General features: G+C 41.1%; 17 protein-coding genes. 8 read left to right on the forward strand and 9 right to left on the reverse strand.

The annotated features are described in order from the left end of the window. Positions 1-2 precede the first annotated feature (2 nt). Both AMR95_RS00560 and AMR95_RS00565 read left to right on the forward strand, forming a co-directional pair. A complete protein-coding gene (locus tag AMR95_RS00560) occupies positions 3-941 on the forward strand; it encodes a response regulator (RefSeq protein ID WP_039176221.1) in 939 nt (312 codons plus the stop codon). 191 nt (positions 942-1,132) lie between these two features. After that, entirely contained in the window at positions 1,133-2,218 is a 1,086-nt protein-coding gene (locus AMR95_RS00565) for an SEC-C metal-binding domain-containing protein (protein WP_039176224.1), read from the forward strand. Between the two features lie 47 nt (positions 2,219-2,265). On the opposite strand, the gene AMR95_RS00570 is transcribed toward AMR95_RS00565, so the two are convergent. The 4 genes from AMR95_RS00570 to AMR95_RS00585 all read right to left on the reverse strand — a co-directional run bounded on the left by AMR95_RS00570 (position 2,266) and on the right by AMR95_RS00585 (position 5,972). Next, positions 2,266-3,306: a DUF4352 domain-containing protein gene (locus AMR95_RS00570; RefSeq protein WP_058837259.1), complete on the reverse strand. Its 1,041-nt coding sequence runs from the start codon at positions 3,304-3,306 to the stop codon at positions 2,266-2,268. A 314-nt stretch (positions 3,307-3,620) separates the two neighbouring features. Continuing rightward, positions 3,621-4,277 carry a response regulator gene (locus AMR95_RS00575; RefSeq protein WP_058837260.1) on the reverse strand — a complete coding sequence of 219 codons (657 nt, stop codon included), beginning with the start codon at positions 4,275-4,277 and terminating at the stop codon, positions 3,621-3,623. Continuing rightward, on the reverse strand, positions 4,274-5,488 hold the full coding sequence (locus AMR95_RS00580; protein WP_058837261.1) for a sensor histidine kinase: 1,215 nt from the start codon (positions 5,486-5,488) through the stop codon (positions 4,274-4,276). The genes AMR95_RS00575 and AMR95_RS00580 overlap by 4 nt, the downstream gene beginning before the upstream one ends. Before the next feature lie 22 nt (positions 5,489-5,510). Further along, positions 5,511-5,972, reverse strand: a complete 462-nt coding sequence (locus AMR95_RS00585) for a DUF1453 domain-containing protein (protein WP_231746855.1) — start codon at positions 5,970-5,972, stop codon at positions 5,511-5,513. 159 nt (positions 5,973-6,131) lie between these two features. Here AMR95_RS00585 and AMR95_RS00590 point away from each other — a divergent pair, with 159 nt between their 5' ends. Next, positions 6,132-7,061 (forward strand): aldo/keto reductase, encoded by a 930-nt coding sequence (locus tag AMR95_RS00590; protein WP_041089305.1) that lies wholly within the window; start codon positions 6,132-6,134, stop codon positions 7,059-7,061. 33 nt (positions 7,062-7,094) lie between these two features. Here the strand turns inward: AMR95_RS00590 and AMR95_RS00595 are convergent, their stop codons facing one another. Together AMR95_RS00595 and AMR95_RS00600 are read right to left on the reverse strand one after the other, a co-directional pair. After that, entirely contained in the window at positions 7,095-8,060 is a 966-nt protein-coding gene (locus tag AMR95_RS00595) for a sensor histidine kinase (RefSeq protein ID WP_058837263.1), read from the reverse strand. Positions 8,061-8,071: 11 nt separating this feature from the next. Beyond that, positions 8,072-8,773 carry a LytR/AlgR family response regulator transcription factor gene (locus AMR95_RS00600; protein WP_039176235.1) on the reverse strand — a complete coding sequence of 234 codons (702 nt, stop codon included), beginning with the start codon at positions 8,771-8,773 and terminating at the stop codon, positions 8,072-8,074. Between the two features lie 166 nt (positions 8,774-8,939). Here AMR95_RS00600 and AMR95_RS00605 point away from each other — a divergent pair, with 166 nt between their 5' ends. The 3 genes from AMR95_RS00605 (at position 8,940) to AMR95_RS00615 (ending at position 11,335) form a co-directional block, all read left to right on the forward strand. Further along, positions 8,940-9,680, forward strand: coding sequence for an ATP-binding cassette domain-containing protein (locus AMR95_RS00605; RefSeq protein ID WP_039176238.1), 741 nt, complete (start codon positions 8,940-8,942; stop codon positions 9,678-9,680). Continuing rightward, complete coding sequence (locus tag AMR95_RS00610; RefSeq protein WP_039176241.1) at positions 9,680-10,855, forward strand: ABC transporter permease; 1,176 nt, start codon at positions 9,680-9,682, stop codon at positions 10,853-10,855. Before AMR95_RS00605 ends, AMR95_RS00610 begins: the two co-directional genes overlap by 1 nt. A 144-nt stretch (positions 10,856-10,999) precedes the next feature. After that, positions 11,000-11,335 (forward strand): hypothetical protein, encoded by a 336-nt coding sequence (locus AMR95_RS00615; protein ID WP_058837264.1) that lies wholly within the window; start codon positions 11,000-11,002, stop codon positions 11,333-11,335. Positions 11,336-11,380: 45 nt separating this feature from the next. On the opposite strand, the gene AMR95_RS00620 is transcribed toward AMR95_RS00615, so the two are convergent. Together AMR95_RS00620 and AMR95_RS00625 are read right to left on the reverse strand one after the other, a co-directional pair. Then, positions 11,381-11,716: a hypothetical protein gene (locus tag AMR95_RS00620; protein ID WP_039176245.1), complete on the reverse strand. Its 336-nt coding sequence runs from the start codon at positions 11,714-11,716 to the stop codon at positions 11,381-11,383. A 98-nt stretch (positions 11,717-11,814) separates the two neighbouring features. Next, entirely contained in the window at positions 11,815-12,876 is a 1,062-nt protein-coding gene (locus tag AMR95_RS00625) for a DUF4352 domain-containing protein (protein ID WP_039176247.1), read from the reverse strand. Between the two features lie 527 nt (positions 12,877-13,403). Here AMR95_RS00625 and AMR95_RS00630 point away from each other — a divergent pair. After that, positions 13,404-13,832: a cell wall hydrolase gene (locus AMR95_RS00630; protein WP_039176249.1), complete on the forward strand. Its 429-nt coding sequence runs from the start codon at positions 13,404-13,406 to the stop codon at positions 13,830-13,832. A 119-nt stretch (positions 13,833-13,951) separates the two neighbouring features. Beyond that, positions 13,952-14,731: a glucose 1-dehydrogenase gene (locus AMR95_RS00635; protein WP_058837265.1), complete on the forward strand. Its 780-nt coding sequence runs from the start codon at positions 13,952-13,954 to the stop codon at positions 14,729-14,731. Between the two features lie 20 nt (positions 14,732-14,751). Here the strand turns inward: AMR95_RS00635 and AMR95_RS00640 are convergent, their stop codons facing one another. Beyond that, the gene (locus tag AMR95_RS00640) at positions 14,752-15,792 is read right to left on the reverse strand and encodes an acyltransferase family protein (protein WP_058837266.1); all 1,041 of its coding nucleotides are present in this window, start codon (positions 15,790-15,792) and stop codon (positions 14,752-14,754) included. Between the last annotated feature and the right edge of the window lie 49 nt (positions 15,793-15,841).

A 15,841-nucleotide genomic window follows, 5' to 3' on the forward strand; every position in this document is an offset into this window, starting at 1 on the left:
GTATGCGATTCTTCATTGCAGATGATGATCGTGCAATACGCTCGATTTTAGGTCAAATCATAGAGGATGAGGATTTGGGAGAGGTCGTAGATGAAGCGGGTGACGGAGTTGGATTAGAGGCACATTCACTGAACCTCAAGAAAGTAGACATCCTTTTGATTGATCTTTTAATGCCTGCTAGAGATGGCATTCAAACCATCCGCCATATTCACCCTGAATTCAAAGGCAAGGTCATTATGATTTCCCAAGTAGAGGCGAAAGAGATGATGGCAGAAGCCTATGAACTAGGGATTGAATATTATATCCATAAGCCTGTCAATCGAATTGAAATCGTCAGTGTGATTCGAAAAGTCATGGAGCGTATCAAACTGGAAAAATCGATTTACGATATACAAGCCTCCCTTCGCCACGTACTGCCATTAGAGCCTGTGTTTTCTCAAGGTGCTGGCGCTGGAGCGAAGAGAAGAACGATGAAAGAGGCTGGGGAATTCCTCTTATCTGAGCTCGGAATTGTCGGTGAGAACGGCTCTAAGGATTTACTGGAGATACTTCTCTATTTACATGAAACTCAGTCAGCCAATTCTCATGAGGTCAATTTCCCGCCGCTAAAGCAGCTGTTTATCAAAACCGCAGAAAGAAAGCTGGATCATGGTGCAACCGATGTAGAGGTGATGCGGGAAGTGAAAGCGGCGGAGCAGCGGATTAGACGAGCTATTCATCATTCCTTGAATCATTTTGCCTCACTAGGATTAACAGATTTCTCAAATCCTAAGTTTGAGCACTACGCGTCGAAGTTTTTCGATTTTACCGATGTCAGCCAAAGAATGAAAGAAATGCAGAAGACATCTTCTCCCGCAGGATCGACGGGCAGAGTCAATACAAAAAAATTCGTTCAAATCTTTTATTTTGAAGCAAAGCAGTTATTCGAAGAAATGAGCTGAGGAAAATCTGTTGGTATGATTGGAGAAAATAAACAGAGAAAGTCTGCTTTTCCTATGATCTGTCTTGATCTTCAGGTGTCTTTATCATTTAACTGATCATTCTGATTTTTCTTTTTTCTTGAAAATAAAACCCTCCTGTGCAATCGTTTGTTAAAATAGTGAGGTTAGACTAGAATGTCGGAGGTTTTATTTTGGGAAAAATTAAACGAAATGCGCTCTGCCCATGCGGAAGCGGAAAAAAATATAAACATTGCTGTGGTCAAAAATCAGGCGGAGAACAAACGTCTGAGCTTGTGTTTAAGGAAGCTGTACAAGTTCAAAAGGATTTAATGAATTATGCTTTTTCTAAACATCAAAGAGCGATCAATCAATTCATTAATGAGTTTTCTTTCCTTGCAGATATGGATAAAGAAACGCAACAAATCTCAGTTTTTCATTTGAGTGTATGGGGCATCTTCTTCCGTCCATTAACTGATCAGAAAGAAACCATTTTCCAAGAATTCCTGACAAAGAAAGCAGAAGATATTACCCGTCCGAAAACAAGACAAGTGGTCCAATCTTGGACAGACATGGAACCATCTTTGCTTTTATTAAATGAAAAAACGGACGAGTCTCTTTACTTTGAAGATATGGTAACAGCTGAGAAGGTTGAAGTAGATGTAAAACCGGATCAAACGGTACTGCCTGAAAAGGGAAGTCTCGTGCTTGGTTTTCCTGTTCAATTTGAAGAAAAAGCAGAGTTTTTCATTCAGTATACGATGTTTGCGAAAGAGTTCACAGATACTCTTCTTCTTCAGGTCCGCCAGCTTGTTGACGCATATGAAGCAAATGGAGGAGCGCGCAGCACATTTATGAGAGAATCATTCCCTGATGTGCTGAAGTGTATGTTTGCGAAGCAAGAAGTAGAAGAATCAGAAACACCTGCTCAAACAGAAGGCGATGCAGGTCTATCAGCAGATCGTATGGACTGGGCAAGTGACGTCCAGCTGGAAACAGCTAAGCTGATTGAAGACGGAATGAAGGAGCACGGTGACCAAAGCCTGACAGATGGTGCTTTAACGGTTTGGAAAGCCTACTGTGATCAGAAATCACCTGTGATCCGTAAAGCAGCGTCATTTGCTGCAGGAATCGAATACTATATTCATTCACTTGCAAGCGATGCTCCGCTTTCTCAAGCACAAGTAGCGAAGAAGTATGGCATTAGTGCGTCGACTGTATCGAGCCGTTTTAAAGATATCGAAAAAGCGGTGAAAGAAGAGCAAGAGGCGACAGTATAATCTAAAAAAGACGCGGCACCTTCAGAGGCCAGCGTCTTTTTTTTAGATTATCTCGTTTTAATAAAACCACTCATGTACTGCTCTGTATTATAATCGTTTAGGTCGATTTTCCATTGACCATCCCCATTACGTTTCATTTTCACTTCATATTCAGCTGGGCTGGAGACGGGAGGGAGCTTTTCGAATTCAGATGCGTACATGTTTAAGCTTTTTTTATACAATTCTTCTTTAGAACGGATCTTTCCGTTGTAAAACTCGTCTCTTTTCTTGTCTAGTTTGTCTTTTAAGTTAGAAGCATCAATGCCTGTTACTTGAGCGACAACCTTTGCTTCGTCATCAGAGATGGTTTTTACACTTGTTTCTACTTTGGCTTTATCCTTCATAGTGTTTTGAATGCGTTTGTACATCGACAGAATATCACGGTCACTCACTTCATTACCGTATATTCCTGCACTTCTTTTGAAGTCTTTAACAAACATTTCATGGTATTTATTGACGACATCCGATTGGTTGTCACCCGTTAAATCTGCGAATTCATCGTTCTTTTTGTCAAAAACAATAATATCGGTATATGCTGATAACGCTTTTGCTGGGTTATCCAGCTTTTTTGCTGAATCGAGTATTTTGTTTCCATCTAGATCGATTTGGATGGAATCACTGTTTTTCTTGATGCTGTCCTGATACACGAACTGATATTTTTTCCCTTTGTCTACTAGGAAATAAAGAGCTCCTGAAAGTGACTTGCCTTTGTTCAATGAACCAAGGTCAAGACGGTCTTTACTACCGTAGAATTTTAAATCAGATACTTTGGCATCGTCCTGATAAAGGGAGAAGTCAGAGTTATATAATGAAAGGGCTTTGTCACCTTTGTTTGTGATCGTTAGGTTGACTTTTAGTACCAATTCATTGTCTCTCAGGGTAGTTGTTGAGTCTTCTGGTAACGTATATTCGTAGCTATTGACTTTTACCTCTGCTGTTTTCGTTGACTTTTGGTCAGTGTCTGTTGATTTGGCTGAGCTCTGGCAGGCTGCAGAGATGATCATCACGAATGAAATCATGAGGAGGGCACTTATTTTTTTAAAATTCACAGTTGATGCTCCTTTGCTTTTCTTTCGTCATTTCATTCCCGCTATCTGACTATGAAAAAAGAAACAGATAGAATGGTATATTCGGGTGTTAAAGGGGAAAATATCCTAATGACGATTTGCACTATTCATTCTATCGAAATTCATTCATGATGAGGAATAGGTTTTAGTCCCTATTTTTAATAGTTTTTAACACATTTACCTATAAAATAAGGAATTAAATAAGCATAATATACTGGTTAATAAGTATTGATTTATAGATTTATTTTGGGTTTTAAATGTTTTTTGTATAAAAATCTTGAAATAAAGGTAGTTTTTTATTTGACGAGGCGGTGCCGGATGGCGAAGACGACAGCCTGTGTGCGGTCTTGTGCATTGAGCTTTTGTAATATACGGTGCACATGCGTTTTTACCGTACTTTTGCTGATAAATAATTGATCAGCGATGTCTTCATTCTTTAAACCATAGGCCATTTGCTGTAAAACATCGCGTTCACGTTCTGTAAATGATTCGTGAAGCAGATGAGTGTGATGTGTATCATTTGCTTGCTGAAGGGCTCGTGCCATCATGTGCTCAGAGGCTGCCGTTCGAAAGACAGATTCACCAGCAAAGGCGGTGCGGATGGCCTGAATTAATTCCTCAGGCATTGTATCCTTCAGCAAATAACCGACTGCCCCTGCACGAATCCCGTCAAAGACGTATTCTTCCGTATCAAAGGTCGTGAGAATCACAACTTTTACATCTGGGTGCTTTTTTAAAATGTGCTCTGTTGCCGTGATGCCATCCATTCCAGGCATTTGTACATCCATGAGCAGTACGTCGGGTTTGTTGGTCAAGCAAAGCTCAACCGCCTCCTGACCGTCTGACGCCTCCCATATGACGTCAATATCCTCTTGAGCGCTTGCAATATAACGAAATCCTTGGCGGATCAGCGGCTGATCATCAATAATGCCAATCTTAATAGGGGTTGTCATGTCTCAGAGTCCTCCTTGATAGGAATTTGAACATGGATACAAAAGCCGTGCGGCTCGCGTATGGACGTCTTGAGGGAACCGCCTGCTGCGTCACACCGTGCTTTCATGCCTGACAGTCCAAATCCAAATGAAATATCTTTTTCGCTGGTCAAATTTCCATCGTCTTCAATGTTCATCATCAGCTCATGCTGGTGGTTATAGAGTGTAATGGTCATCGCGGTCGCCTTGGCATGGCGAATTGTATTGGTGATCGCTTCTTGTAAAATGCGGTAAAGCAGTTCAGATACGGAGAGCGGCCATTTTTTATACGTAAGCTGCTCTGTATGAAACTGAATATCTAGCTCTCCTGATATCTCTCCTTGCTTGATGAGACTGCGAAGTCCGGCAAGTCCGAGACCTGCATCATCTGACGCCATATGATGAACCACAGAACGAACTTCGGTGAGACAATTTTTAGAAATATTGATCAGCTCCTGAAACGTCTGCGCCATCTGCTCTGGTTCTTCCTGTTTTAAACGATAGGGCAAAGACTGCAGCTGGACAATCATTGAGGTTAATTGGTGACCGATGCTGTCATGCAGGTCACGTGCAATTCTGCTCCGCTCCTCCAGCACAGCAAATTGGAGTGACTGAACGGTCGCTTCTTCAAGCTCCATATGCGCCTTTTTTAATTGTTCATGGGCATCTGATAATTCCTTGTGAACCAATTGCAGTTCTCCGAAGTGTTCTTCCTTTAATTCCTGTTCACGCCGCCGCATTCTAGAGATCAAGACAAGTGTATACACAAGCAGCTGGAATAGCGGGAGAGTGATCACCATGTTCCAAGAAAAATCATTTACATAATAACTGACCCCACTAGTGAAAAAGATGATAGCAAATAGATAGTGATGATGCGCCTCTGAAAAACGAAAAGCGATAAAGCCAATCATAAAAAAGGTCAGCCCAATACTGTCTTGAATATGACCTGTCACCAGCCACAAGAGATGTGTCAAAATCCACATCAAAAGGAGCATAGAAAATTGCTTTTTAGGTGAGAGCTTGCTTTTTGGAAAAAGACAAAGGAGAAACACCAAATAGACGAAGGTGCGAAACACCAATTCGCCTATTGAAAGGGGCTCATACATTTGAATATACATATAGGTCAATACAAGGCCTAATACGAATTTTCGCCTTATTTGACCTAAAAGCTTGAGTGGCTGCTGAAGGTTCATATCAAAAACTCCTGTCTATCAGTTAAATAGCAGCAGATGCCTTGATGTTCATATATCTTTTTAAAAGAATAAAACGTAATCCGATCATACTGCCAATTGGAAGAAATGTCAGGCCATTTGCGAAAATGATCAGGGAATGACCGCCATCCTGTACAACTGAACCTACTGTCATCCGGATAAGGATGATTCCGATGAAAAAAAGTGTTCCATAGAGTGAGCTGGCGGCGGTGATACGTCCCGAGTGTTGATCAAATGTTACTTTGTATAGTTTACCTCTCCATAGCCCGATTGCAAAACCTACGAGTGCAAAGCCAGTCATCACAAGTAGGCTTATCGCCGTGATTTGAATATGCTGAGTGATGGAATAAGAGAGAAAGCCTAATAAAATGAGCGGCCCTATGAGAAATCTGACGGGGCGGATTTCTTTTTCTTTGCCTGTTCTCAATAGCATAATAATAATGATGATGACAATTTGAATGGTCATGAGAAGATCTCCTTTTCGTTTTAGTCTATCTTCATCATACGCATCTACTATTTTCTCGGCGTCCACCTGCAGGTTGATTTTCAGAGAGCGGGATACTTGAATGTTGGAATTGATTCATGGGAAAATAAGGATGATTACGTAGATAAGGGAGATGAGCTTTTGAAAAAGGTAACGCTTGGACGAACTGATTTACAGGTGAATCCGATAGGGCTTGGTACGAATGCAGTAGGTGGACATAATTTATTCCCGAATCTTAGTGAGGATGCTGGACGGGAGCTTGTGGAGACGGCTCTTGATCAAGGTGTCAATTTCTTAGATTCTGCTTTTATTTATGGGCTGGGCCGTTCAGAGGAATTAATCGGTGAGATCATTGCCAAAAGAGGCGGCAGAGAAAAGCTTGTCCTTGCGACAAAAGGAGCTCATAAGGAAGTAAACGGGCAAATTGAACTTGATAACAGCCGTGATTTCTTAAGAGAGCAGGTCGAAAATAGCCTGAAACGACTGCAAACAGATTATATTGACTTGTACTATATGCATTTCCCGGATGGGCGCACCCCGCTCGAGGAAGTTGCAGGCACATTAAAGGAATTGAAGGACGAAGGGAAAATCAAGGCGATCGGTGCATCCAACCTTGATTTTGAACAGCTTCAAGCTTTTAACCGAGATGGCTACTTAGATGTGCTTCAGTCGGAGTATTCTCTGCTGAAACGTCAGGCGGAGCAGGATCTTCTTCCATACTGCGTCGAGCATGGTATCTCCTTTATTCCTTATTTCCCATTGGCATCAGGCTTGTTGACCGGGAAATTTACAAAGGATGCGACATTTGATGATATTCGAGCAAAAGACCCGCTTTTCCAAGGTGATGCATTCCTTTCAAATCTCGAAAAAGTAGACAAGCTAAAGGCGATTGCCCAATCAAAGAATGCAGAAACGGCACACGTCGCACTCGCTTGGCTCTTAGCTCAGGATGGTATTGATGCTATTATTCCAGGGGCAAAACGAGCAGACCAAGTGCTGCAAAATTTAAAAACAAACGATGTTCAACTAACTGAAGAGGAAATTAATCAAATCGATAAGATTTTCTCTTAACACGAAAAAAAGGTGCAGCTATGCACCTTTTTTTTATGACATTGTAAGAGGGATTTTGATGACGAGCCGTAAATTTGGAGAACGGTAAGTGAAATCCAGTGTACCGTCTGCCTTTTCAACAAGCTGATGAATGATATACGTCCCCATGCCTTGATGATCGCCGCCTTTTGTCGAGCGGCCAAAAGTTTTGAATAAATGATCTAACACATGTTTTTCCATACCCTTTGTGCTGTTTTCACAATGGATTAAAAATAGCCCGCTCCGAATAGAGGTTGTGACCGAAATGCTGCCCTCTTTTCCAGCTTTCTTTGCTTCAATCGCTGCATCTAGGGCATTATCAAGCAGGTTGCCAGTAAAACTAACCTGATCCGCCTTTGAAAAGGGAAGCGATGAAAAGGGAGCTTGAAGGTCTAGTGAAAGTGCAATGTTCTCTTTCTCAGCCCGCTCCAAAAAGATGTGAAGGGTAGAGGCTAAATAGGCATTTTCTCCTTTCATCCATGGGAAATGTTTGACGTATTGCTGAATCAAATCTTTGATCTCATACTCGTCGTTCGACGCCGAAAAGGCATTTAAATGTCTGGCTGTTTCATGATGTTTACTCCGCAGCTCAAGAAGTAATTCGTTGGTTCTAGCTTCTGCGTTTATAAGCTCTTGAAGCCGTCCATTTAACTGTTTCTCTGTCTGCATCACCTTCAATGAGAGGATATCGACTGTCACCATCATGATGATTGCTAAAAGACAGCTCAGCCCATTCTCTTGCGTTAGAAACAGCAAAAAGCCTGCACAGGTGATGAGTATAAAAGCACCTAATATCACATAACCACTCGTATGAGGTAAAAATCTTTTGTACATGAAGAATGTATAAACACATATTACGCAAAAGGTAAGAATCCACAACACAATTGATGATAGCGGTAGAAAGGCTTCAGCAGCTGCATGAAACGCAAGACCTAGCCATATGAGGGCATAAATGCGAAATCCAAGATAGAAAGCGTTCACGTTCGTTCTCCTTAAAAATAGTATTTCTTAAAGAATTCTAATTGCTGCTTGGTCATCATGGCTTTTTTATCTGTCCCTTCAAAAGACACGATAAACGAATTTTTAGCATACGCCGAGAAATTCTTAATGTAATGAATATTGATGATAAACGATCGATGGGAGCGGATAAAATCCTTTTCAGCCAAATCACCCTTTAACTCGTTTAAAGTTTGATATGTCTGGATTTCTCCTGTCGTTGTCACGATAGTTGTTGACCGGCCCGTTCGCTCAACAAAAATGACATCCTTTTTCTGCAGCACATGAATATCTGACTGCTGCTTAATGAGAAGCCGTCCATGAATGCTTTTCTCCTGCTTGGTGGACATATAGCGCTCTAAGCATTTGGCAATTCGATCAGCTTGGTAGGGCTTCATAATATAATCATGTACATTCAAATCAAACGCATGGACTGCATAACCACTGTTTCCTGTCACAAAGACCACATCGACATTCAGTGCGTGAGAGTGAATGAGGTCCGCTAATTCATAGCCGGACATTCCAGGCATTTCAATGTCAGCGAACAACAGATCAATGTCTCCTTGTTTGACCTTCTCATATGCATCCTCTGCTGACTGCGTGACAAAGACAATGTCCACAGCCTCCATTCTGCCCACAATGGCGTGCAGCTTTTCTAAATCTACTCGGTAATCATCGACGAGACCTACTTTTATCATAAAAATCACCTATGACTCTTCTTATTATTTGTCTATTTTACCATTTGTTTTTTTGAAATAGATCATTTCAAGACAGAAAAAGGACGTTTCGCGACATTTTTATATCAGGCAGGCATTATTTTTTCTATCATAGACTTAGAAAGTAAAGTTGAAAGGGGCGAACCAAATGATTACTCTCAGCGATTGCAGCTGCTGGTTTAAAGATAAGAAAAAAGTCGTGAAAGCGATGAAACACATGACGTTCTCCGTGAAGGAAGGGGAAGTCGTTGGCATCCTAGGAGAAAATGGTGCAGGGAAAACGACATTATTGCGCGCCGTAGCCACATTATTAGAGCCTACGCACGGGTCAGTCACTGTCGCAGGCTTTGATACGGTGAAAGAATCAACGGAAGTGAAAAAGCGAATTGGTGTCTTGTTTGGCGGTGAGACGGGGCTTTACGATCGTTTGACGGCACGAGAAAACCTTGAATACTTTGGCAAATTGTATGGCTTAGATCAGCATGAAATCAAAGCAAGAATAGAGGATTTGGCAAAGCGTTTTGGAATGAGACAATATATGGATCGCAAGGTGAAAGGATTCTCAAGAGGGATGAAACAAAAGGTGGCGATTGCCAGAACGTTAATTCATGATCCTGACATTATCTTATTTGATGAGCCGACAACAGGCTTAGATATCACGTCGAGTAATATTTTCAGAGATTTTATCCATCAGCTCAAGCAGCAAAATAAAACGATCCTCTTTTCAAGCCACATCATGGAAGAAGTCAGCCAGCTTTGTGACAGTGTCATGATGATTCATCAAGGAGAGCTTGTGTACAAAGGGACACTTTCAGAATTATATACTCAGGAACAAAGTGATGACTTGAACTATATCTTTATGTCGAAGCTCGCTAGGGGGATTTCATAATGTGGAAAACCGTCTTTTTGAAAGAAATGACAGATGCGCTGAGAGATCGAAAAACGTTGCTCTTAACCGTGCTGATTCCTCTTTTGACCATGCTTGGACTGGTGTTCTTTTATGAAAGCATGATTGCAGATCCAGGGGATGAAGCCTATACAGTCGCCATCAATGAACAGCTTCCAGCCGAAATGAACCAAATGATCAAAGAGGTCAAAAACCTAAACCTTGAAACATTTGATGATCCGCAGCAAGCGGTCAAAGATGGAGAGGCAAATGCTTACCTTGAAATGCCGAAAGAGGCAGGCGATATGCTCAAACAACAAAAGCCATTCGCTATTAAAATCCATGGATATACGACAGATGATGATTCGGTCATCACTGTTCAAATGCTGCAATCATTGCTGGAGCAATATCAAAACCAAGTGGTCGAAAAGCGATTAGCAGCCGATCAAATCGATACGTCCGTTATTCATCCTTTTGAGGTGCAGTCCGTTGATGTAGAAGAAGGGGATGAAGGGGAAAACGGAGTGACCGCTATGCTGTTGTCGATTCTCCTTCCGATGATTTTGGTGACCTCCGTCATCTCAGGAGCTTTGCCGGCTGCGCTTGATATTGTAGCAGGTGAAAAAGACCGGAAATCCATTGAAGCGTTGTTCCTGACACCTGCCAGTAGACTCCAGATTCTCATCGGGAAATGGCTCGCTGTCTCTATGTTTGGTATTTTAAGTGGGATTGTGGCGATCGGTATGCTGCTTCTATCTACTTTGCTCTTTACAGAAAAGCTGAAGCAGGCTCTGAACTTTGGTGATCAAATGTGGAGCATTATCGGCGTCATGTTTGCGGCGCTTATTATCTTCTCCTTCATGGTATCCATGATTGAATTGCTGCTCAGCGTCATTTCGGGCTCAGTCAAAGAAGCACAGTCGTACATGTCCATGATCATTACACTAGGTGTGATCCCAATGTTCTTTACCATGAGAGCAGGTGCTACGCAGCTAGATACGTATTACTTTGCGGTCCCATTCCTTAATATTCATGCGCTTTGTAAGCAACTGATGTTTGGTATCATCGATCCGGTGGCTGTCACTCTGACACTCGGCTCCTCAGCCTTGGCAGTCGTTATCCTGTTTGTCATCGTCAGAAGCTTGTTTATGAAAGAAAAATGGATGCTTGCGAAATAAAGAAAGGAAAGCTTGTAGATTTTTTCTACAAGTTTTTTTATATTCGGAGATTCATATAAAAAAGGCTCGGGATAGAATTGTTATGGCATAATGGAAGAGGAAATGACATAATCATCCTATTTTCACTAAAGAGGGGGTGAAGATATGCCTTATCAAACAGATGACGATGATGTGTTAGGACTATGTAATATATATGCTCAGCAAACACACCATTTTGAAGCCTTTATTTTGGGAAATAGGAAAGGCTTATTAGAACTAAGAAATGCAATAGACAAGGCTTTAGAAACCGGTTGTTCTACTTCAACATTATTTCCGTCTGATTATGAAGGATATGATGTCTATGTTGCTTTAGTAGACGAGGAGCAAAGGTTTGAGAAATTAACAACTCCTTATGTTGAAGAATACGTACAAGAGGAAAATGCGGTTGATCCAATTGAGATCATTAAAGAATATGAAGCTGAAAAGGGGAATTCCTTATAAAGAGATTCCCCTGCTTGTGAACTCGTTTGCTAGTGAATCAAATGTCTATGGATTTGGCTTGTCATTGGGTTTTGTCCAGTACTTGATGTCTTCCAATGCTCTTTCAATGTCATCCATATCGTCAATTCCTAAAGTACTATCAAATTTCGAAGATAGTATCTTTCGTACTTTAGCGAGTCTTTGAGTGACCTCCCACTCATCTATAAATCGTGTGGTTTCTGTTTCATATTCTCCTCTATATGCTTCCTCACCACACTGATGAAATTTTTCACCATAATAAGAACCCATGTTATGCAAAGACAAAAGAATCAAATTCATTTCTTTTAATACCTCTAACATTTCATCACCCGTGTAGGTGATGTTTTGATTAGACTTTAGCATTGACTCCCACCCTTAAAATAAGAAATGTTGATATACGCCGCAACCAATACGCTTGTGCTCATCATATTAAAAAAACCCCCGGAATCGGGGGTTTTTCTTTAGTTCTTGATGAATTTTTCAACTAATGAGCTTGTTTTGTAATCGTTCAAATCAAGTTTCCATTGGTCGATATCGTTTTTCTTCATGTTCACTTCTACTGTTTCTTCAGAAGATGATGGTCCTAATTTTTTAAATTCATCTGGATAGATAGAAAGTAGATATTTCTGTGCATCATCATAAGATGCTGAACGGTTTTTGCTGTAGAACTCAGTCGCTTTCTCTTTCAAACGATCGACAAGCGGACTTGCATCAATCGGTGTAAGAGTCACAGTCACGACAGCTTTATCACCACTGATCGCTTTTGTTTTTGTTGATACTTTTGATTTTTCAGCTAATGTTTCTTTTACTGCTTTTAAAAGCTTATCAAGGTTTTCGTCCTTCGCTGAGCTAGAAGAAATACCTGATGAAGTGATATAACCTTGTTTGAATGATTTATCGAATTCATTCACAACAGTTGATTTGTTATCACCTGTTAGTTTTTCGAAATCGTCGTTTTTCTTACCAAAAATCATCACATCAATATAAGAAGAAAGAGCTTTTGCAGATGCTTGTAGTGTATCTGCTTTTTTCATTAAGTCTTTTCCTTTAATATCGAATTCTAGTGTTTTGTCATCTTTTTTCGATCCACTGCCTGGCTCTGTGTAAACAAGCTGATAGTCCTTGTCTTTGTCAACAACAAAGAATAGACCGCCTTTTGTTACTTTGTCTGCATTTAAAGAGCTTGAAGATAATACTTCGTTGTAGTCATCTGGAGAGATCGTAGATACCTGTGCGTCATCTTGGTAAAGTGTGAAGTTGCTTTTATCAACATTGAGAGGCTCTTTGCTGATATTTTTTACAGATACATTCACTTTTAGTACATACTGATCATCCTGTACAGATGTATCGTATTGAGGTGGTAATGTGTACTCAGCACTTTCTACCTTTACTTCTGCTGCATCAAGAGATTTTTTGGTATCGTTTTCTTTCGCAGCTGTTTTGTCTTTACCACCACTACAAGCGGCAGCGACAACAGTTACACACAAGATCAGAAGAAACAGGGATAATTTCTTTTTAAACATGTCGTGTTTTCCTCCTCGGGTTTATGGTGAATTTCATTGAAAAGCTGTAGTTCATATCGTTCTTTTTGCACAAAAAGAAAAATACTGTATGTTTTTTACTGTAGAATGAAGCGAAAGTACTGTCAATACCTCAGTGCGTTTCCGAGGTTGATTGGCTTCAAGTAGTAAAAATGACACTAAGTTGAGAGGAGAAACTTGTAATTTATTATTTGATATCTCCTGTAGAAACTCAACATTTTATATTTTAAGGTTTTGAGTCGGATTATTGAATAGGTTCAAATGACTGTTTTTGAAGATGATGTCGCAATTAGAAGGATTTTTATGACTTGTAAATGAGTATATAGTAATGAATATTTTTTCCTGCTATGTGGATGATCACTTGGTTTGTGTGTTGTTGACAGCAAGACACATGTCCAGCAAATTTAGACAGGCTGCCGACACTGAACGTGCTTTTTCATGTCAAAATGGCAGTCATCTACACAGAAACGCTACATAAAATAAAAGAGAAACGAACTGGAGGTGGATGTATGGCAGTGGTAAGAGCGACAAGCTCTGATATTGATTTAATGGCCAGACTGCTGAGAGCGGAGGCAGAAGGTGAAGGGAAGCAAGGGATGCTGCTCGTAGGAAATGTGGGCATCAATCGGCTGCGTGCCAACTGCTCTGACTTTAAAGGGCTGCGTACGATTCCACAAATGATTTATCAGGAGCATGCATTCGAAGCGGTCACGCATGGGTACTTTTATCAACGAGCACGAGAAACTGAAAAAACACTTGCGCGGAGAAATATTAACGGAGAACGTTTTTGGCCGGCAAAATTCAGCCTTTGGTATTTTAAACCGCCTGGCAATTGTCCGGCGACATGGTACAATCAGCCGTTTGTGGCAAGGTATAAGTCGCATTGCTTTTATCAGCCAACCGCCGAAACGTGTGAAAATGTCTATAACACCTTTTAGCTTGATGAAACGCACAACCCTCATAGAGTACGAATGCAGAGGGTTGTGTTTTTGTTTTTTCCAAAGTGGGTAACCATTGTGTATCAACAAGATGAAGCACGTGAATGGAGGAAATGAAGATGTATCAAGATTTAAAAGGGAAAACAGCCATTGTCACAGGTTCTTCAAAAGGAATTGGACAAGCGATCGCATTGCGGTTTGGACAAGAGGAAATGAATGTGGTTGTGAACTATAAAGGAGATGAAGATGGTGCTGAAGAGACGGTACAAGCCATTCAGAAGCACGGAGGCAAAGCGGTGAAAGTACACGCAGATGTCTCCAAAGAGGAAGGCATCCAAGCCATCATGGATACAGCATTGGAACATTTCGGTACAGTAGATGTATTCGTCAATAATTCAGGCTTCAACGGCGAAGAAGCGCTGCCGCATGAGATGACGCTGGAGCAATGGCAAAACGTCATCGATGTGAACATAACAGGTGCATTTTTAGGCGCAAAGGCTGCGCTTGCCTATATGATGGAGCATGACATCAAAGGATCTATTTTAAATATTTCCAGTGTCCATCAGGAGATTCCGCGCCCATTCAACGTTCATTATTCCACTTCAAAGGGCGGAATGAATATGATGACAAAGACGCTGGCTCTTGATTATGCAGAATCAGGTATTCGAATCAATGCGATTGCGCCAGGTACCATGGCAACCGAATCAAATGATGATTTGCAGGATGAACAGAAAAAACAAAAGCAGCTTGAGAAAATTCCGATGAGGACCTTTGGTGAACCGAAGGAGATTGGGTCCGCTGCGGCATTCCTCGTTTCTAAGGAAGCGGCATATATCACAGGCACCACCTTATTTGTGGATGGTGGAATGACACTTTATCCTTCTCAAATCAATGATTAATCCGAAAAACATCCGCCTGTTCAGCCGGCGGATGTTTTTTGTTCGTAGCGTTGTGTAGCTTTGGCTCGTTTGCCGAGCAGCATCGGGTACTTGCTCAGGAAGGAGATACATGGCACCATGAGCAGCAATGTGCCGATCGTATAAAAAAGTGTCCAAGAGAGCTGCGCTGTATCAGCAATATTGATACCAAGTCCATAAAAAACAAATGCTTTCATGATATCAATGCCGGCAAACTGCAAGACAAGAATGACAATAGAATTTCGTCCTAGATACGTCAAAATAGGGGATGTTTTCAATTTAAAGCTTAAATAAATCACGGCAGCTGAACCGAGCAGAGCACATGCATAGAAAATAAAGAGATCACCGTAGTCGTTGACGCGCATATCGATCCGTGAATTAAAGCTCTGCATGTAAGCCGTCAGCACAAGCAGACCTGTACATAAAAGAAGGGTTGGATCTGTTTTTAATTCCACAAACCACTGCTTTGCTAAAAATCCAATCGAATAAAACACAACAGCCGTCAAGGCAACATTAGCATTCCAAGGAAGACTTTGATCTAAAAGCAAGGTAGAGGCATATCCAGCACCTCCGCAAAGAATAGTCAGCAAGATTAAGGCAGCAGGTCTCCCTTTTGAAAGACGATGCATAAAGAAAAATAAAATTTCCACTAAAAAGAGTGTCGTTAAAAACCAAATCGCTGGGTTATGTGTAAGTCTTGCTTCATCTGCATTGGATATGAAAATACCTGTAAACGGAACGAAAGGGTCGATATCCGTTTGTCCCTTGAATGCGAAAAAACGAGTAACGGAGAACCAAAATACATACGTAATGATGGAGAAATAGAGATAGGGCAGGAGTAAGCTTTTGGCTTTTTTCCGAATAAATGACAAAGCAGGGGATGAGGATGACCGAAACATCATGCCTGATAGTAAAAAGAAAAGCGGCATATGAAAAGAGTAAATGAATTGCTTGAGCGAATCTGGAATGGGCACATGCGCCATAACCACGAGCAGAATGCCGATTCCTTTAGCTGCATCTACCCAATCGAGTCTCTTTTTCATGTCTGTCATCTCCTTTTTCTCAGCGTCGTAAACCGTTCATTGAATATGT

The sequence above is a fragment of the Bacillus sp. G1(2015b) genome, from assembly GCF_001482475.1.
GTDB lineage: Bacteria > Bacillota > Bacilli > Bacillales > Bacillaceae > Bacillus > Bacillus safensis.